The following is a 15,833-nucleotide window of genomic DNA, read 5'->3' as shown; positions in this document are numbered from 1 at the left end:
CTGCCTCTTCGAAAATCATGATAAGAGAACCCGTAGTAACAGAATCGCCTTCCGCTACTTTGATTTCTTTAACGATACCTGCTTGAGACGCTGGCACTTCCATAGAAGCCTTGTCGCCTTCAACAGTGATTAGAGACTGCTCTTCTTCCACCTTGTCGCCAACGCTTACAAGAATCTCAGTAACTTCAACCTCATCCGCACCGATGTCAGGTACATTAATTTCGATTGCCATTGCTTATTTACCTTCTAATTAAGCGCTGTATTAAGCGTAAAGTGGGTTAGTTTTTTCAGTGTCGATGTTGAACTTAGCAATTGCTTCAGTCACAACAGACTTCTCAACATCACCGCGCTTCGCTAGTTCAGTTAGCGCTGCAACGACCACGTAGCCTGCGTTAACTTCGAAGTGACGACGTAGGTTCTCACGGCTGTCTGAACGACCATAGCCATCTGTACCCAGTACTTTGTATGACTCAGAAGGCATAAACGCGCGAACTTGCTCAGAGTAGTTCTTCATGTAGTCCGTCGCCGCGATTGCTGGCTCAGTGCCCATTACTTGCGCAATGTAAGGGACTTTCGCTTCTGCTTCTGGGTGAAGCATGTTGTAGCGCTCTGCGTCTTGACCGTCACGAGTTAGCTCGTTGAATGATGTTACAGAGAACACGTCAGAGGCGATGCCGTACTCTTCGCTTAGAATCGTCGCTGCTTTACGTACTTCGTTCATGATAGTACCAGAGCCCATTAGCTGAACTTTAGACTTGTCACCTGCGTAAGACTCAAGCTTGTAGATACCCTTACGGATGCCTTCTTCAGCGCCTTCTGGCATTGCTGGCATTGCGTAGTTCTCGTTCATCACAGTTAGGTAGTAGAACACGTTCTCTTGGTTCTCACCGTACATGCGACGGATACCGTCTTGCATGATTACTGCCACTTCGTAAGCGAACGTTGGGTCGTAAGAGATACAGTTAGGAACCGTATTCGCCATGATATGCGAGTGACCATCTTCGTGCTGTAGACCTTCGCCGTTTAGCGTTGTACGACCAGCCGTTGCACCTAGTAGGAAGCCACGAGCTTGTTGGTCACCAGCCATCCATGCCATATCACCTACACGTTGGAAACCAAACATTGAGTAGTAGATGTAGAACGGAATCATTGGTAGATCGTTAGTGCTGTAAGATGTTGCAGCCGCTACCCAAGAAGCCATTGAGCCTAGTTCGTTGATACCTTCTTGTAGAACCTGACCAGAGGTCGCTTCTTTGTAGTAAGAAACAATATCGCGATCCTGTGGCGTGTAGTTCTGACCGTGTGGGTTGTAGATACCGATCTGACGGAATAGACCTTCCATGCCGAACGTACGCGCTTCATCACAGATGATAGGAACGATGTTCTTACCAATGTTCTTGTCTTTAAGCAGGATGTTCAGAGTACGAACGTATGCCATTGTCGTTGAGATATCACGCTTTTGCTCACTTAGTAGCGGCGCGAACTCTTCTAGCTCTGGCACTTTGAACTCTTGAGTAAAGTTAGGTAGACGCTGTGGCGTGTAACCTTTCAACGCTTTACGACGAGCGTGCAGGTATTCGTACTCTGCGCTGCCTTCTTCCAGTTTCAGGTATGGAAGCTCAGCCACTTTCTCGTCAGTTAGAATGTCTTGAAGACCTAGACGATCACGTAGGTGCAGTACGTGCGTCATGTCCATCTTCTTAACTTGGTGTGCGATGTTCTTACCTTCAGCCGCATCACCCATGCCGTAACCTTTAACAGTCTTAGCTAGGATGACAGTTGGACGACCTTTCGTCTCTGCCGCGTTCTTGTAGGCTGCGTACAGCTTAGAAGAGTCGTGACCACCACGCTTAAGCGCGAAGATTTCGTCATCGGTCATGTCTGCAACCAGTGCAGCCGTTTCTGGGTACTTACCAAAGAAGTGCTCACGTACGTATGCGCCATCTTTCGATTTAAATGTTTGGTAGTCACCGTCTACAGTTTCGTTCATTAGCTGCAGAAGTTTGCCTGACGTGTCTTTCGCCAGCAGTGCATCCCAGTTGTTACCCCAGATAACCTTAACAACGTTCCAGCCAGCACCTTTAAATAGGCCTTCTAGCTCTTGGATGATGCTACCGTTACCCATTACAGGGCCATCTAGGCGCTGAAGGTTACAGTTGATTAGGAAGCATAGGTTGTCTAGTTTCTCACGCGCAGCGAAAGACAGTGAACCACGTGATTCTGGCTCATCCATCTCACCGTCACCTAGGAAGGCATAAACACGCTGAGCTGACGTGTCTTTTAGGCCGCGGCCATTTAGGTACTTAAGGAAACGCGCTTGGTAGATCGCAGAGATTGGACCTAGACCCATAGATACGGTTGGGAACTGCCAGAACTCAGGCATCAGTTTAGGGTGTGGGTATGAAGGAATACCTTTACCGTCTACTTCTTGACGGAAGTTGTCTAGCTGCTCTTCAGTTAGACGGCCTTCAACGAACGCACGAGAGTAGATACCCGGAGAGATGTGACCTTGGTAGTATACCAGATCGCCGCCGTCAGTTTCGTTTGGAGCACGGAAGAAGTGGTTGAAACACACTTCATAAAATGCTGCTGCAGACTGGTAAGAAGCCATGTGACCACCAAGGTCTAGGTCTTTCTTAGAAGCACGCAATACGATCATGATTGCGTTCCAGCGAATAATCGAACGAATACGACGCTCAAGTGTAGTGTCACCAGGGTATGCTGGTTCTTGAGCCGCTGGAATGGTATTGATGTAGTTAGTGTTGATGCCTGTTGGCATATCAACGCCATCTAAACGAGCTTTCTCTAGAACAGTTTCTAGTAGAAATTGTGCACGTTCTACACCTTCTTCACGAACAACGGATTCAAGTGCTTGAAGCCAATCTTGAGTTTCCAGTGCATCTACGTCATGCTTCATGTCAGACATGGCGATCTATCCTTCTGTTGGTTGGATCTACTTAATTAAAGTAAGCGTTTCTAGTTTTAAGAATCACTATCTTGTTGAATTCGTCTTAAAGAGCGCTCACGACGAGACGCCTCTCGGGTCAAATCCAACAATGTTTCTTCGATATAAGCTAAGTGCGAATGCGACATCTCACGCGCCTTTTCTGGCTGACCAGCGACGATCGCTTCAACGATATTAGCTCGGTGTTTACTGACTTTCTCCACCACCTCAGAGCGGCGATGTAATAGCTCTAAATTCTGTAGAACATTTTGCTCAAGCAGCGGTGCCAAGCTTCTCACGATATGCAGCAGTACAACGTTGTGTGCGGCTTCCGTCAGTGCCACAAGAAATGCCATGACAGCAGAGGCTTCCGCTTCCACATCATCCGCTTCCTGTGCGATGCCAATGTTGCTTAGACACGTCTCGATTTGAGCAAAATCTTCATCAGTGCCACGCAAAGCAGCAAAGTAAGCAGAAATACCTTCCATAGCATGACGAGCCTCAAGCAAATCTAGCTGAGTCTCTTTGTGAGAAGATAGAAGATCTAACAAGGGATCCGAGAAACTTTTCCAGATGTTCTCGCTAACGAACGTGCCACCGCCTTGACGACGAGTAAGAAGCTTTTTCGCTTCAAGTCGCTGAATCGCTTCTCGAATAGATGGACGAGAAACATCAAACTGCTTTGCCAGCTCGCGTTCAGGTGGAAGCTGCTGTCCTGCTGAAAGTGTCCCTTCAACGATCAAGCGCTCCAATTCTTGCTCGATAACATCCGAAAGTTTCGGCTGACGGATCCTTTGATAAGCCATAACTATTGTTCTTTATTGTTCTACTTGCTTGAGCTGTTAATTGGTATTACCAATTTATAAGTTGGGGTAAAAATTAACACATTTAAAACACCAATGTCTAGTGAAAAATTGATTCACATCATAGAACTGGCCTTGCGTTAACCTTAATGAAACATTTATAGATTAAAACGCCAACACTCATGGTCAGACCAATTACATACAAGAAACTTATCGGGTAATTTACGTGCTATAAAAACCCTTATAAATCAACAACAAAGAACCTTATTTGTCAGACAAAGGAAATTGACCAATATCAAGAAAGAAAGGAATAACCACATCACTGGTTATTAATAATTTGAATAACAAAATATTTCGTGGCGCGACAATACGGCCACGAAATCGACACTAAAAGGTGGAGTGAATGTTTTATGACAGAGAATTTTTGAAACGACGCCAATCAAAAACGAGACCAGGGTCACTTTTTCTAAGCGGCGCAATGTATTGATGCCCGGTGATACGTTCACGAGTCATTGCTGGATAGCGTGCTTGCAGTGACAGGGTTAAGCGTTGCAAGCTTTGATACTGCGCTTCGGTATAGGCCACATAATCTGTACCTTCAAGCTCAATGCCAATCGAGTAATCATTGCATCTTGATCGGCCTGCAAAGCTCGACATGCCTGCATGCCAAGCTCTAGCATGAAAAGGGACAAACTGAACCACTTCACCATCTCGCCTTATTAAACAGTGCGCCGAAACACGCAGGTCTTTAATCACGTGAAAAAAAGGATGGGCAGTTGCATCAAGCTTGCCAAGGAAAAAGTCTTCAATGTAGCCCCCACCAAACTGCCCTGGAGGAAGACTAATATTGTGCACCACCAGCAAGGAAACATCTTCCACATCGGCCTGGCATCAAAATGGGGAGAAGGTACTCGCCTTGCTCGTGGATACCAACCCTGCTCATCGATAACACCTGAAACATTATCTGGCATAGCATCGCTCTCCGCGGCTTGATTGGCATGGGTTCTATCTTGGTTTTGCATATATTTTGAGCTCATCTACATCGCTATCGCTTTGATTTTATCCGACGGCCAATAAAATGCGAGATTTGATGCTGAAATTCCGCACAAGCAGGAGTATCATGCCCACTTCGTTCCCCCACTAAACACGTTAAGCGATGAAAAACACACATAACAGCCAAGAACGTCTTGAATATCTAAAGCAGCAACTTCCTTCAGAAATCACACGTGCCGTGGCCGACACGCTTCGTGAAGATTTGGGCGGAACACTGGATGTAATGACCGATATCACGGCAAGCCTGATCCCAGCAGATACTCAGAACGTTGCCACAATCATCACTCGTGAACACGGCGTATTCTGCGGACAGATGTGGGCTGATGAAGTGTTTAAACAGCTTGGTGGCGAAGTCAGCATTGAATGGCACGTACAAGATGGCGACAAAGTAGAACCAAACCAGGTGCTTTGCACGCTAACAGGTCCTGCACGCACACTGCTGACAGGTGAGCGTAACGCGATGAACTTCATCCAAACGCTATCAGGCTGCGCGACAGTGACCGCAGAGTACGCGGCAAAAATCGCGCACACAGAATGTCGTTTACTGGATACTCGTAAAACCATCCCAGGTCTGCGTAGCGCACTAAAATACGCAGTGGCTTGTGGCGGCGGTTATAACCACCGTATCGGTGTGTTTGATGCTTACCTAATTAAAGAGAACCACATCATCGCATGTGGCGGCATCACTAAAGCTATTGAAACCGCTAAGCAGCTAAATCCAGGTAAGCCAGTTGAAGTCGAAACCGAATCTCTAGAAGAGCTACAACAAGCAATCGAGCTGGCGCAGATATCATCATGCTCGACAACTTCACCACCGACATGATGCGCAAAGCCGTTGAAATCAACGCTGGCCGCGCTGCACTTGAAAACTCTGGTAACGTGACTCTAGAGACTATCGCTGAGTTTGCTGAAACGGGTGTTGATTACATTTCTGTTGGTGCGCTGACTAAGCATCTTAAGGCGATGGATTTGTCGATGAGGTTTAAGGACTAATAAAATCGGTCCTCGGTACTTGGTTCTCGGCCCTAGGGTTCAAAGACTAAACGCCTTGTTTGAAAAGCGAAGCAAATAGCTTCGCTTTTTTGATCTCATTACCTCATTGCTCTCTGTTTTTTCTGGTTGCTTTTTAATCAGTTCTAATCCCTGCACTTCAATATCACTCGCAATCAAACTGCAATCTACTGCAATACGCCCGCATTTTTTAGAACCGTCTCTAGCGCGCTAAGCCATTAACTTTATTGGGGTAAACCTCAGGAGTATGTTCGGCTTGTGCAACTAATTTATTAAGGATTAAAAATGAAAAAAACAACAAAGCAGCAAGGTTTTACCTTGATTGAGTTGATGATAGTGGTGGCTGTGATTGGGGTGTTGGCGGCGGTGGCGTTGCCGCAGTACCAAAACTATGTAGCAAAAAGTGAGTTGTCTTCAGCTCTAGCGACTCTATCAGGACTAAAGACCAATGTTGAAACGTTCACATTGGAAAATGGCGAATTCCCAGCAGACACTCAATCGGCAGCTGTTGGCATTCCGGCAGCATCGATGGGTAACATTGAATTGGCACAATCAAGTGCATCCTCAGCCAGCGGAACTATTACATACAACTTTGTTGCAGGGCTCGTAAGCCCTGACCTGTCAAGTCATGGAATCCGATTAGTGAGGAGTGATGAGGGACAGTGGACATGCGTTACTGACAGCGGCATCACTGAAAATTTACGACCAAAAAACTGTAAAAACGATTATTGAGTTTCATAATATGAACTCTAGTTTATGCTCAATACTTCAAAGAGCTGGAGTATTGAGCGAGTCTCAAGAGAATGAGTTAGTCCAATGGACTTCTTCTGGCGAATTGACTGTTCCAGAAGGGATAGTTGATAAAGGATGGCTCAGTGCCTCTAACCTAGCGACGACTATTAGTGAGTTATTTGGTCTTGAGACTAGAGTTCTCTCGGAAACTGATTATATCAATGCATGCAAGCGATTAGGGCTCAGAGAAATAATATTGGAGCACAACGCACTCCCAGTCGCTATTGTAAACAACACATTGTCAGTTGCTACTGCTGATCCAAGCTTAATGCAGACTGAAAATGATTTTCGATTTGCCACAGGAATGCAGGTTGAACTGGTCATTGCAAACTGCGAAGACATCCGCGCAGCGATACGCAAACTCTACGGTGATAACAACCTAGATTCCAAATCAAACACCAAACAACTCACCTCAGACGATCTCGCCAACCTCGTCCAAGTCAGTGACGCTGAGATCGACAACATCGAAGATCTCTCCCAAGATGATTCACCCGTCAGTCGCTTTATCCATCAAGTTCTCATGGATGCGGTGCGTAAAAAGGCTTCTGATATCCATTTCGAACCTTATGAACATCTATACCGAATACGCCTGCGCTGTGATGGGATCTTGATTGAAACTCACCAGCCAGCGACGCAGCTCAGCCGGCGTTTGGCGGCGAGGATCAAAATCCTTGCGAAGTTGGATATCGCTGAGCGCCGATTGCCACAAGATGGCCGTTTAAAACTGAGGTTATCGGAGAGTGCTTCGATTGACATGCGAGTATCGACCTGCCAACCATGTGGGGTGAGAAGATCGTGTTGCGATTACTCGATGGCGACTCTGCCAATCTCGATATCGATCAGTTGGGTTATAACGCACTGCAAAAATCTCTCTACCTTGCCGCACTGAAAAAGCCGCAGGGGATGATCTTAATGACTGGACCTACGGGAAGCGGTAAAACCGTTTCTTTGTATACTGGACTGAATATTCTCAATACTGCTGAACGCAACGTATCTACCGCCGAAGATCCGGTAGAGATCCACCTTGATGGGATCAATCAGGTACAAATCAACCCTAAGATCGGCTTTGATTTTTCCACCGCACTGCGATCATTCCTGCGCCAAGATCCAGACGTGGTGATGCTGGGCGAAATTCGCGATATTGAAACGGCGGAGATCGCGGTGAAAGCAGCGCAAACTGGCCACTTAGTGCTTTCTACTCTGCACACCAACTCCGCAGCAGAGACAGTGATACGACTTAAAAACATGGGCGTCGAGAGCATTAACCTTGCTTCTTCACTGTCACTCATCATCGCTCAGCGCCTGGCACGCAAGCTGTGTCAACACTGTAAGGTTATTGACCCTATGTCACCGGCGCTGCGTCATTCTCTCAACATTAGTGACGATGAACTTATCTATCAAGCAAACGAACAAGGCTGCAATCATTGCAACTATGGCTATTTGGGGCGTACTGGCATTTATGAAGTGATGGAGTGTACCCATGAGCTCGCCAATGCTCTGCTTACTGGCGCGAGCATGCAAGAGATAGAAGCGTTGGCGCAATCTCAAGGAATGACCACCCTCAAACAATCGGGCATTGAAAAGCTTCGAGATGGCGTGACCAGCTATCAAGAGTTACAGCGCGTGCTCTACTTCTAATCATGGGTTAAGTAGTATGGTTAAAAAGCTCGAACCAACGCTCAAAGCGTTTCACTGGAAAGGCGTAAACAGCCAAGGCAAGAAAGTCTCAGGCCAAACATTGGCTCTAACCGAGCCTGAAGCGCGTGAAACCCTCAAACAGCAGCATATCCAAGTCCGCAAGCTTAAAAAACGCAGTATCTCGACTTGGACTAAGCTGACTCAGCGCATCAAAGGCAAAGACATCACCATCCTTACCCGCCAGCTCGCCACTATGCTCAGCACCGGTATTCCCATTGTTCATGCCATCAAGCTGATTGCTGACAATCAAGCCAAAGCGGAAATGAAGTCGATACTGTCGCAAATCAGCAAAGGACTGGAAGCCGGCACGCCAATTTCACGGGTGATGCAGGTGGCCAGCCGTCATTTTGATAGCTTTTATGTCGACATGGTCGCTACCGGAGAAAACTCAGGTAACCTAGCGGGTGTGTTTGAGCGCTTAGCCGACTATCGCGAAAAGCAAGAGATGCTGCGCTCCAAAGTGATCAAGGCGCTGATATATCCAGTGATGATCTTACTGGTCTCACTTGGGGTCACCTACCTGATGCTCACCACCGTAGTGCCAGAGTTTGAGTCGATGTTTCGCGGTTTTAATGCCGACCTTCCTTGGTTTACTCAGCAGGTGCTGAGCCTTTCAGCGTGGTTTCAGCAACATGGCTTTCTGAGTATTAACCTGTTTATTCTGGCCACTTTCGGTCTGAAGGTTGCTCGTCAGCGCAGTTTCAGCGTACGGCTTTACACCAGCCATCTTGTATTGCGGATACCTATCATAGGCCAAGTGATCACTAAAGCGTCCATTGCCAAGTTCAGCCGCACCCTATCCACCAGCTTTAGCGCCGGTATACCGATACTGTCGAGCATACAAGCCAGTGCGAAAACCGCTGATAACCTCTACTACCAACAAGTCATTCAGTCTATCCACTCCGATATTGTCGCTGGTACGCCAATCCATCTAGCCATGCGTCAAGCCGATGCCTTTCCTGAAATGGTGCTGCAAATGGTAATGATCGGTGAAGAATCCGGAACCCTAGATGACATGCTCAATCGCGTAGCGGCCATTTATGAAGCCGAAGTCGATAATACCGTGGATAATTTAGGCAAGATCCTCGAGCCATTTATCATTGTTTTCCTTGGAACCCTCGTGGGTGGGCTTGTGGTCGCAATGTACCTTCCTATCTTTAACTTAATGACCGTAATAGGCTAACATAGACATTAACTTATTGATTTATTTCCTGTGTAGCCGCAAATGGACGTGTTGATTTATTACCCTTGGTTGTTTGTTGTATTCGCAGCCATTCTTGGCCTAATTGTCGGAAGCTTTCTCAATGTGGTGATCCATCGATTACCTATCATGATGGAGCGCGGCTGGCGTGAAGAGTGTGCCGAAGCTTCCCAGAATACAAGATAACGCCGCCAGAGGGACGCTTTGATCTCAGCATTCCCCGCAGCAGCTGCCCATCATGCAACACGCCGATTCGCATTATCGACAACATCCCGCTACTAAGCTGGCTGTTACTCAAAGGACGCTGCCGTCACTGTGAGAGTAAAATCAGCATCCGCTATCCGCTGGTTGAGCTGCTTACTGCGGCTCTTAGCGCCACTGTAGCTTGGCAACTAGGCTTTAGCTTCTACAGTGTGGCGCTGATTGCCATGACGTTTGTGCTTATCGCTGCAACCTTTATCGACCTTGATACTATGCTGCTGCCCGACCAGCTCACCATGCCGCTAATTTGGGCTGGGATTGCGCTCGCCTTGTTCGGCATCTCACCCATCACTCTGCAAGAATCTGTGATTGGCGCTATCGCGGGTTACCTTTGCCTCTGGTCTGTCTATTGGCTGTTTAAGCTGTTAACGGGCAAGGAAGGTATGGGCTACGGCGATTTTAAGCTACTCGCCGCTCTGGGAGCTTGGCTTGGCTGGGCACACCTGCCAATGATTATTTTACTTTCCTCGGTTGTTGGCGTTGTGTTTGGCTTGATTCAGCTTAGAATGCAAAACAAAGGTTTAGATGTGGCGTTTCCGTTTGGCCCTTACCTAGCGATTGCTGGCTGGGTTAGCGCGCTATGGGGCGATGCCATCACTCACTTCTATTTGGCGACAGTGACGGGAGTATACTAGTGGGATTTGTAGTCGGCTTAACGGGTGGTATTGCGAGCGGAAAAACCACCGTGGCCAATCTGTTTCATCATGAGTTTGGCATCGACCTCGTTGATGCGGACGTCGTGGCACGCGATGTGGTCGAGATTGGCTCAGAAGCTTAAACGCACTTACCCAGCATTTTGGCCACGATATTTTACAAAGCGACGGCTCACTGGATCGCGCAGCACTAAGAGAGCGCATCTTTGCTAATGATGAGGAAAAGCAGTGGGTAAACAACTTACTGCACCCGATGATCCGCCAACAGATGCAGCAACGTCTTAATGCCTCGACCAGCCCCTATACTTTACTTGTGGTACCGCTACTGATCGAGAACGGTTTGCAAAGCATGGCCGACCGCGTACTTGTGGTCGATGTCGCCGCCGACACACAAATTTACCGAACAATGACACGTGACGGGGTGCCCGAACAACAGGTGCGTTCTATACTCAAAGCACAAGTCGATAGAGATACCCGACTGATGCATGCAGATGATGTGATTGATAATAATACTGACAACGCTCAACTTTTGCCCCAAGTCACACAATTGCACCAAAAGTACCTAGCATTATGCGGTAAAAATCGGTGAAAATAGCAAGGAAGCGTTTAAAGGCTAGCACATGATCACAAATAGATTCGAACACCCTCTTAACGAAAAAACCAGAATATACCTAAGAGTTGAATCTCTACTGAGACAGCTACAGCATTCCTCGTCTTTTTCAGATAACTACCAGCACCAGATCTTCTTTAAATCTCTGTTTGATTTATTAGAGATTTTTGAGCAGATCCAGCTTAAAAGCGAGCTGGCTAAGGATCTTGAAAAGCAGCGACAAACCTATCGAGCTTGGCTCAATATCGACGATGTCGATCAAGAGATGCTGGGCTCGATCTTAGGCGATCTCGACAGCGTGCACCGTGAACTGATGGGCGCAGAGCGTTTCGGTCAATCTTTTAAAGAAGATCGATTCTTGAGCGCGATTCGTCAGCGTTTTGGACTGCCAGGTGGCGCCTGCTGTTTTGACTTGCCAACCCTGCATCACTGGCTGCATTTGCCTATCGATAAGCGTATGCATGATGCTGAAATGTGGCTGGCGTCACTTAAGCCACTGATGAACGCGCTGCACTTGTGGCTAAAACTCACTCGTGAAACCGGCCGATTTAAGCCGCAAATTGCGCGTTCAGGGCTGCTTCAAAGTGAGGCTGAAGAGGCGAATATCATTAGACTCAACATTCCAATGCATTACGCGTCTACCCTATGGTATCAGGCCACAAGAGCCGCTTTACGGTGAAGTTTATGGCTTTTGAGTCTGGACAAGCCTACCTTAACGATGTTGAATTTGAACTAGCGATTTGCAGTTAACTACCAACTCATTTAACTGCAAACTCAGTGAACTGTCACACTCAGGAATTATTATGAGTAAACCAACTATTGTCCCATGCCCACAATGTAAAAAAGAGGTGGTTTGGGGTGAAGAGAGCCCGTTCCGTCCATTCTGCTCTAAGCAGTGCCAAATGATTGATTTTGGTGAATGGGCGGATGAAGAGAATACCATTCCGGGCGCACCAGATATGTCGGACAGCGATGGCTGGTCGGAAGACAATTACTAATACCTAGAGCCTCCTTCGGAGGCTCTTTTTTTATGCCTGCACTTCGCAGGCATAAAAAAAGCGGAGTCCGAGGACTCCGCTTAATCTTTGAGAACGCTAGTAAAATAGCATTACTTCTTAGCAAGTTTCTCTTTGATACGAGCAGACTTACCAGAACGCTCACGTAGGTAGTACAACTTGGCACGACGTACTGCACCACGGCGTTTAACTTCGATGCTATCAACCATTGGAGAGTGAGTTTGGAACGTACGCTCAACACCTTCGCCGTTCGAGATCTTACGAACAGTGAAAGCAGAGTGAAGACCACGGTTACGGATAGCGATTACAACGCCTTCGTAAGCCTGTAGACGCTCACGGTCACCTTCTTTTACTTTAACCTGAACTACAACAGTGTCACCTGGTGCAAATTTAGGTAGGTCTGATTTCATTTGCTCTTCTTCAAGAGCCTTGATGATGTTACTCATGTTCTTAAATTCCTAGAATAAACTGATACTAAATTAAATAGGTTACTTGCTGTTATTTCGAGTTTCTTTAATGAACTCGGCAAGTAATTGTTCCTGTTCGTCAGTCAGAGCTAGGTTTTCCAGGAGCTCCGGTCTTCTTAGCCAAGTACGGCCTAACGACTGTTTTAGTCGCCAGCGACGAATATCCTTATGGTTGCCAGACTTGAGGACACTTGGTACCTCTAAATCGTCTAACACCTCAGGGCGCGTATAGTGCGGACAATCTAACAAACCATTGGCAAAAGAATCTTCTTCTGCCGAAGCAAAATCGCCTAGTACTCCCGGAACAAACCGTGAGACTGAGTCGATTAGCGTCATGGCTGGGATTTCCCCACCTGTCATCACAAAATCTCCGATTGACCATTCTTCGTCAACCTCAGTTTGGATGATGCGCTCATCTACCCCTTCGTAGCGTCCACAAATCAACACAAGGTTGTCGTTTTTCGCTAGTTCTTCTACCCCAACTTGGTCGAGCTTACGACCTTGAGGAGAAAGGTAAATGACTTTCGTCTTACCCGGTGATGCCTGTTTGGCTGCGTGAATGGCATCGCGCAATGGCTGAACCATCATCAACATGCCAGGACCACCACCGTAAGGTCTATCATCGACAGTGCGATGTTTGTCGTGAGTGAAATCACGAGGATTCCATGTCTCAATCGACAGTAGACCTTTTTTAACCGCTTGACCTGTTACTCCATAATCAGTAACGCTGCGGAACATGTCTGGAAACAGGCTAATTACGCCAACCCACATCTGTTCTCTCGCTCTATTGAGTTACTAAAAATGAATTAGAATCCAGGATCCCAGTCAACTTCGATCCGTTGAGCTTCGCGATCAACATTCTTGATCACTTGCTCTTCAAGGTACGGTACTAACCGTTCCTTTTTCCCAAAAGCATCTTTCAGATTTGCTTTCACCACCAAAACATCGTTCGATCCCGTTTCCATGATGTCAGTTACTTCCCCTAGGTCATAACCTTTCGTGGTCACTACTTTCATACCGAACAATTCGCGCCAGTAGAATTCATCTTCTGACAGCTCTGGTAGCACAGCTGGGTCGATCGCAATCTCAAAGTTGGTCAGCAGGTGAGCTTCTTCACGAACCTCAAGGCCTTCTAGTTTACACACCATACCTTTGTTATGGCGCTTCCAACTTTCGACTTTGTACTCTACCCATTCACCCTTTTGGTTAATATACCAAGGGCTGTAATCAAAAATACTTTCAGGATTGTCTGTGTAGGTAAACACCTTAAGCCATCCACGAATGCCGTAAGTAGAACCAAATTTACCTACAACAATTCTTTCGTCTTGATTGCTCATTGTGTCTTTACCTTTCATCGACGACATACTGCTTACTTAACTAGAATTAAGCCGCTTTTTGAGCGTCTTTAACTAGCTTAGCAACGCGGTCAGAAACTGTTGCGCCTTGACCAACCCAGTGGTTAACGCGCTCTAGGTCTAGACGTAGACCTTCTTCTTGACCAGTAGCAGTTGGGTTAAAGAAACCCACTTTCTCGATGAAACGGCCAGTTGCTGCATTGCGGCTGTCCGCTACTACGATTTGATAGAATGGACGCTTCTTAGCGCCGTGACGTGCCAAACGAATGGTAACCATATCGTCCTCTTTGCTTTCTCAATAATAAAAATGACCTCAGAAATGTTTCTCAAATGAGCAACCTGAGGTCTCGTGCCAAAATAAAGCCTCGGAATTTTACTCTTATTCCGAGGCATTGCAAGGGGTTTAGCTATTTTTTCACCAGTTTTTGGGCGCTGGTGAATGTGTGAGCTAGGTAACAGTTTGAATTTAAATAATAGATGGAACTGCTTGGTCCTTGGTCCTTGGTCCTTGGTCCTTGCAGGCTACTATCTACCAAACGGATTAAAACCGCCACCGCCGCCCATACCACCCATCATGCCTTGCATGTTACGCATCATGCCGCGCATGCCACCTTTCTGCATCTTCTTCATCATCTTCTGCATTTGGGTGAATTGCTTAAGCAGGCGGTTCACATCTTGCACCTGAGTACCAGAACCTGCCGCGATACGTTTTTTGCGAGAACCTTTGATAAGTTCAGGACGCTGACGCTCTTTCATGGTCATCGAGTTGATGATGGCTTCCATCTGCTTGAACATCTTGTCGTCAACTTTATCTTTGACGTTGTCCGGCAGGTTAGACATACCCGGAAGCTTATCCATCATGCCCATCATGCCGCCCATGTTCTGCATCTGGCCAAGCTGTTCGCGGAAGTCTTCAAGGTCAAAACCTTTCTTCTCCTTGAACTTCTTCGCCATCTTCTCGGCTTTCTCAGTATCGACATTACGCTGAAGGTCTTCGATAAGAGAAAGAACGTCACCCATACCAAGAATACGTGAAGCCACGCGGTCTGGGTGGAACGGCTCGAGTGCGTCGGTCTTCTCACCCACACCCAAGAACTTGATGGGTTTGCCTGTGATATGGCGAACTGAAAGTGCCGCACCACCACGAGCATCACCATCCACCTTAGTCAGGATCACACCGGTTAGTGGCAGTGCATCACCGAAGGCTTTGGCTGTGTTCGCCGCATCTTGACCTGTCATGGCGTCAACCACGAACAGGGTTTCAACTGGGTTGATTGCTGTATGAAGCTGCTGGATTTCATCCATCATTTCATGGTCAACCGCTAGGCGACCTGCGGTGTCGACAATCAATACGTCGTAGAATTTCTTCTTAGCGTGATCGATTGCAGCATTAGCAATGTCGATTGGCTTTTGATCGGCTGTCGATGGGAAGAAGTCCACACCGACATCACCGGCTAGTGTTTCAAGCTGCTTGATTGCCGCTGGACGGTATACGTCGGCAGACACAACCAATACTTTCTTTTTCTCGCGCTCGTTTAGAAGCTTAGAGAGCTTGCCCACACTGGTGGTTTTACCTGCACCTTGTAGACCCGCCATAAGAATGACAGCTGGCGGCTGCGCAGCAAGGTCGAGCGCTTCGTTCGATTCACCCATAACTTGTTCAAGTTCAGTTTGAACAATCTTGATGAACTCTTGCCCTGGTGTAAGTGATTTCGACACCTCAACGCCAACAGCGCGCTCTTTAACACCTTTGATAAACTCACGAACAACTGGCAGAGCAACGTCCGCCTCAAGCAGCGCCATACGAACTTCGCGTAGCGTGTCTTTGATGTTGTCTTCGGTCAGACGACCTTTACCGCTGATGTTCTTCAGCGTTTTGGATAGACGATCCGTTAAATTCTCAAACATTTCTTTCTCTTCGCTTCAAACTGGGCGATCAATTGCAGTGAGTATACCTTAGCCAGCAGTG

11 protein-coding genes and 6 pseudogenes are annotated in these 15,833 nt (G+C 47.1%); 8 read left to right on the top strand and 9 right to left on the bottom strand.

Annotated elements, in window-relative coordinates:
• From TZ48_RS08205 to ampD, 4 genes and pseudogenes are all read right to left on the bottom strand, one after another.
• A partial coding sequence (locus TZ48_RS08205; protein WP_338062257.1) for a biotin/lipoyl-containing protein occupies positions 1–232 on the bottom strand: 232 nt, incomplete at its 3' end.
• A gap of 30 nt (positions 233–262) precedes the next feature.
• Entirely contained in the window at positions 263–2,926 is a 2,664-nt protein-coding gene (gene aceE / locus TZ48_RS08200; protein ID WP_112478819.1) for a pyruvate dehydrogenase (acetyl-transferring), homodimeric type, read from the bottom strand.
• A gap of 56 nt (positions 2,927–2,982) precedes the next feature.
• Positions 2,983–3,750, bottom strand: coding sequence for a pyruvate dehydrogenase complex transcriptional repressor PdhR (gene pdhR, locus TZ48_RS08195; RefSeq protein WP_112478818.1), 768 nt, complete (start codon positions 3,748–3,750; stop codon positions 2,983–2,985).
• Positions 3,751–4,155: 405 nt separating this feature from the next.
• Positions 4,156–4,718 (bottom strand): annotated as a pseudogene (ampD, locus tag TZ48_RS08190) (1,6-anhydro-N-acetylmuramyl-L-alanine amidase AmpD).
• Positions 4,719–4,903: 185 nt separating this feature from the next.
• Between ampD and nadC the strand changes: the two are divergent.
• The 8 genes and pseudogenes from nadC (at position 4,904) to yacG (ending at position 12,024) form a co-directional block, all read left to right on the top strand.
• Positions 4,904–5,793: pseudogene (nadC, locus tag TZ48_RS08185) on the top strand (carboxylating nicotinate-nucleotide diphosphorylase).
• 303 nt (positions 5,794–6,096) lie between these two features.
• A complete protein-coding gene (locus TZ48_RS08180; protein WP_112478817.1) occupies positions 6,097–6,543 on the top strand; it encodes a pilin in 447 nt (148 codons plus the stop codon).
• Between the two features lie 10 nt (positions 6,544–6,553).
• Positions 6,554–8,241 (top strand): annotated as a pseudogene (pilB, locus tag TZ48_RS08175) (type IV-A pilus assembly ATPase PilB).
• Between the two features lie 16 nt (positions 8,242–8,257).
• Positions 8,258–9,484 carry a type II secretion system F family protein gene (locus tag TZ48_RS08170; RefSeq protein ID WP_112478816.1) on the top strand — a complete coding sequence of 409 codons (1,227 nt, stop codon included), beginning with the start codon at positions 8,258–8,260 and terminating at the stop codon, positions 9,482–9,484.
• A 42-nt stretch (positions 9,485–9,526) separates the two neighbouring features.
• Positions 9,527–10,398: pseudogene (locus TZ48_RS08165) on the top strand (prepilin peptidase).
• Positions 10,398–11,005, top strand: a pseudogene (gene coaE / locus TZ48_RS08160) (dephospho-CoA kinase). The pseudogenes TZ48_RS08165 and coaE overlap by 1 nt, the downstream one beginning before the upstream one ends.
• A 31-nt stretch (positions 11,006–11,036) precedes the next feature.
• Positions 11,037–11,776 (top strand): annotated as a pseudogene (gene zapD, locus TZ48_RS08155) (cell division protein ZapD).
• Positions 11,777–11,829: 53 nt separating this feature from the next.
• Complete coding sequence (yacG, locus tag TZ48_RS08150) at positions 11,830–12,024, top strand: DNA gyrase inhibitor YacG (protein WP_112478815.1); 195 nt, start codon at positions 11,830–11,832, stop codon at positions 12,022–12,024.
• A gap of 110 nt (positions 12,025–12,134) precedes the next feature.
• Here the strand turns inward: yacG and rplS are convergent, their stop codons facing one another.
• The 5 genes from rplS to ffh all read right to left on the bottom strand — a co-directional run bounded on the left by rplS (position 12,135) and on the right by ffh (position 15,772).
• The gene (gene rplS, locus TZ48_RS08145) at positions 12,135–12,488 is read right to left on the bottom strand and encodes a 50S ribosomal protein L19 (RefSeq protein WP_112478814.1); all 354 of its coding nucleotides are present in this window, start codon (positions 12,486–12,488) and stop codon (positions 12,135–12,137) included.
• A 42-nt stretch (positions 12,489–12,530) separates the two neighbouring features.
• Complete coding sequence (gene trmD, locus TZ48_RS08140) at positions 12,531–13,280, bottom strand: tRNA (guanosine(37)-N1)-methyltransferase TrmD (protein ID WP_112478813.1); 750 nt, start codon at positions 13,278–13,280, stop codon at positions 12,531–12,533.
• 35 nt (positions 13,281–13,315) lie between these two features.
• Entirely contained in the window at positions 13,316–13,846 is a 531-nt protein-coding gene (rimM, locus tag TZ48_RS08135) for a ribosome maturation factor RimM (RefSeq protein WP_162674520.1), read from the bottom strand.
• A 46-nt stretch (positions 13,847–13,892) separates the two neighbouring features.
• The gene (gene rpsP, locus TZ48_RS08130) at positions 13,893–14,141 is read right to left on the bottom strand and encodes a 30S ribosomal protein S16 (protein ID WP_031494887.1); all 249 of its coding nucleotides are present in this window, start codon (positions 14,139–14,141) and stop codon (positions 13,893–13,895) included.
• A 248-nt stretch (positions 14,142–14,389) separates the two neighbouring features.
• A complete protein-coding gene (ffh, locus tag TZ48_RS08125; RefSeq protein ID WP_112478811.1) occupies positions 14,390–15,772 on the bottom strand; it encodes a signal recognition particle protein in 1,383 nt (460 codons plus the stop codon).
• Positions 15,773–15,833: the final 61 nt, after the last annotated feature.

Origin of the sequence: Vibrio variabilis, from assembly GCF_003263785.1 — a bacterium.
In the GTDB taxonomy this organism is placed as follows: domain Bacteria; phylum Pseudomonadota; class Gammaproteobacteria; order Enterobacterales; family Vibrionaceae; genus Vibrio; species Vibrio variabilis.
Note: the sequence above shows the minus strand (reverse complement) of the source record. Positions and strands in the feature narration are given on the sequence as shown.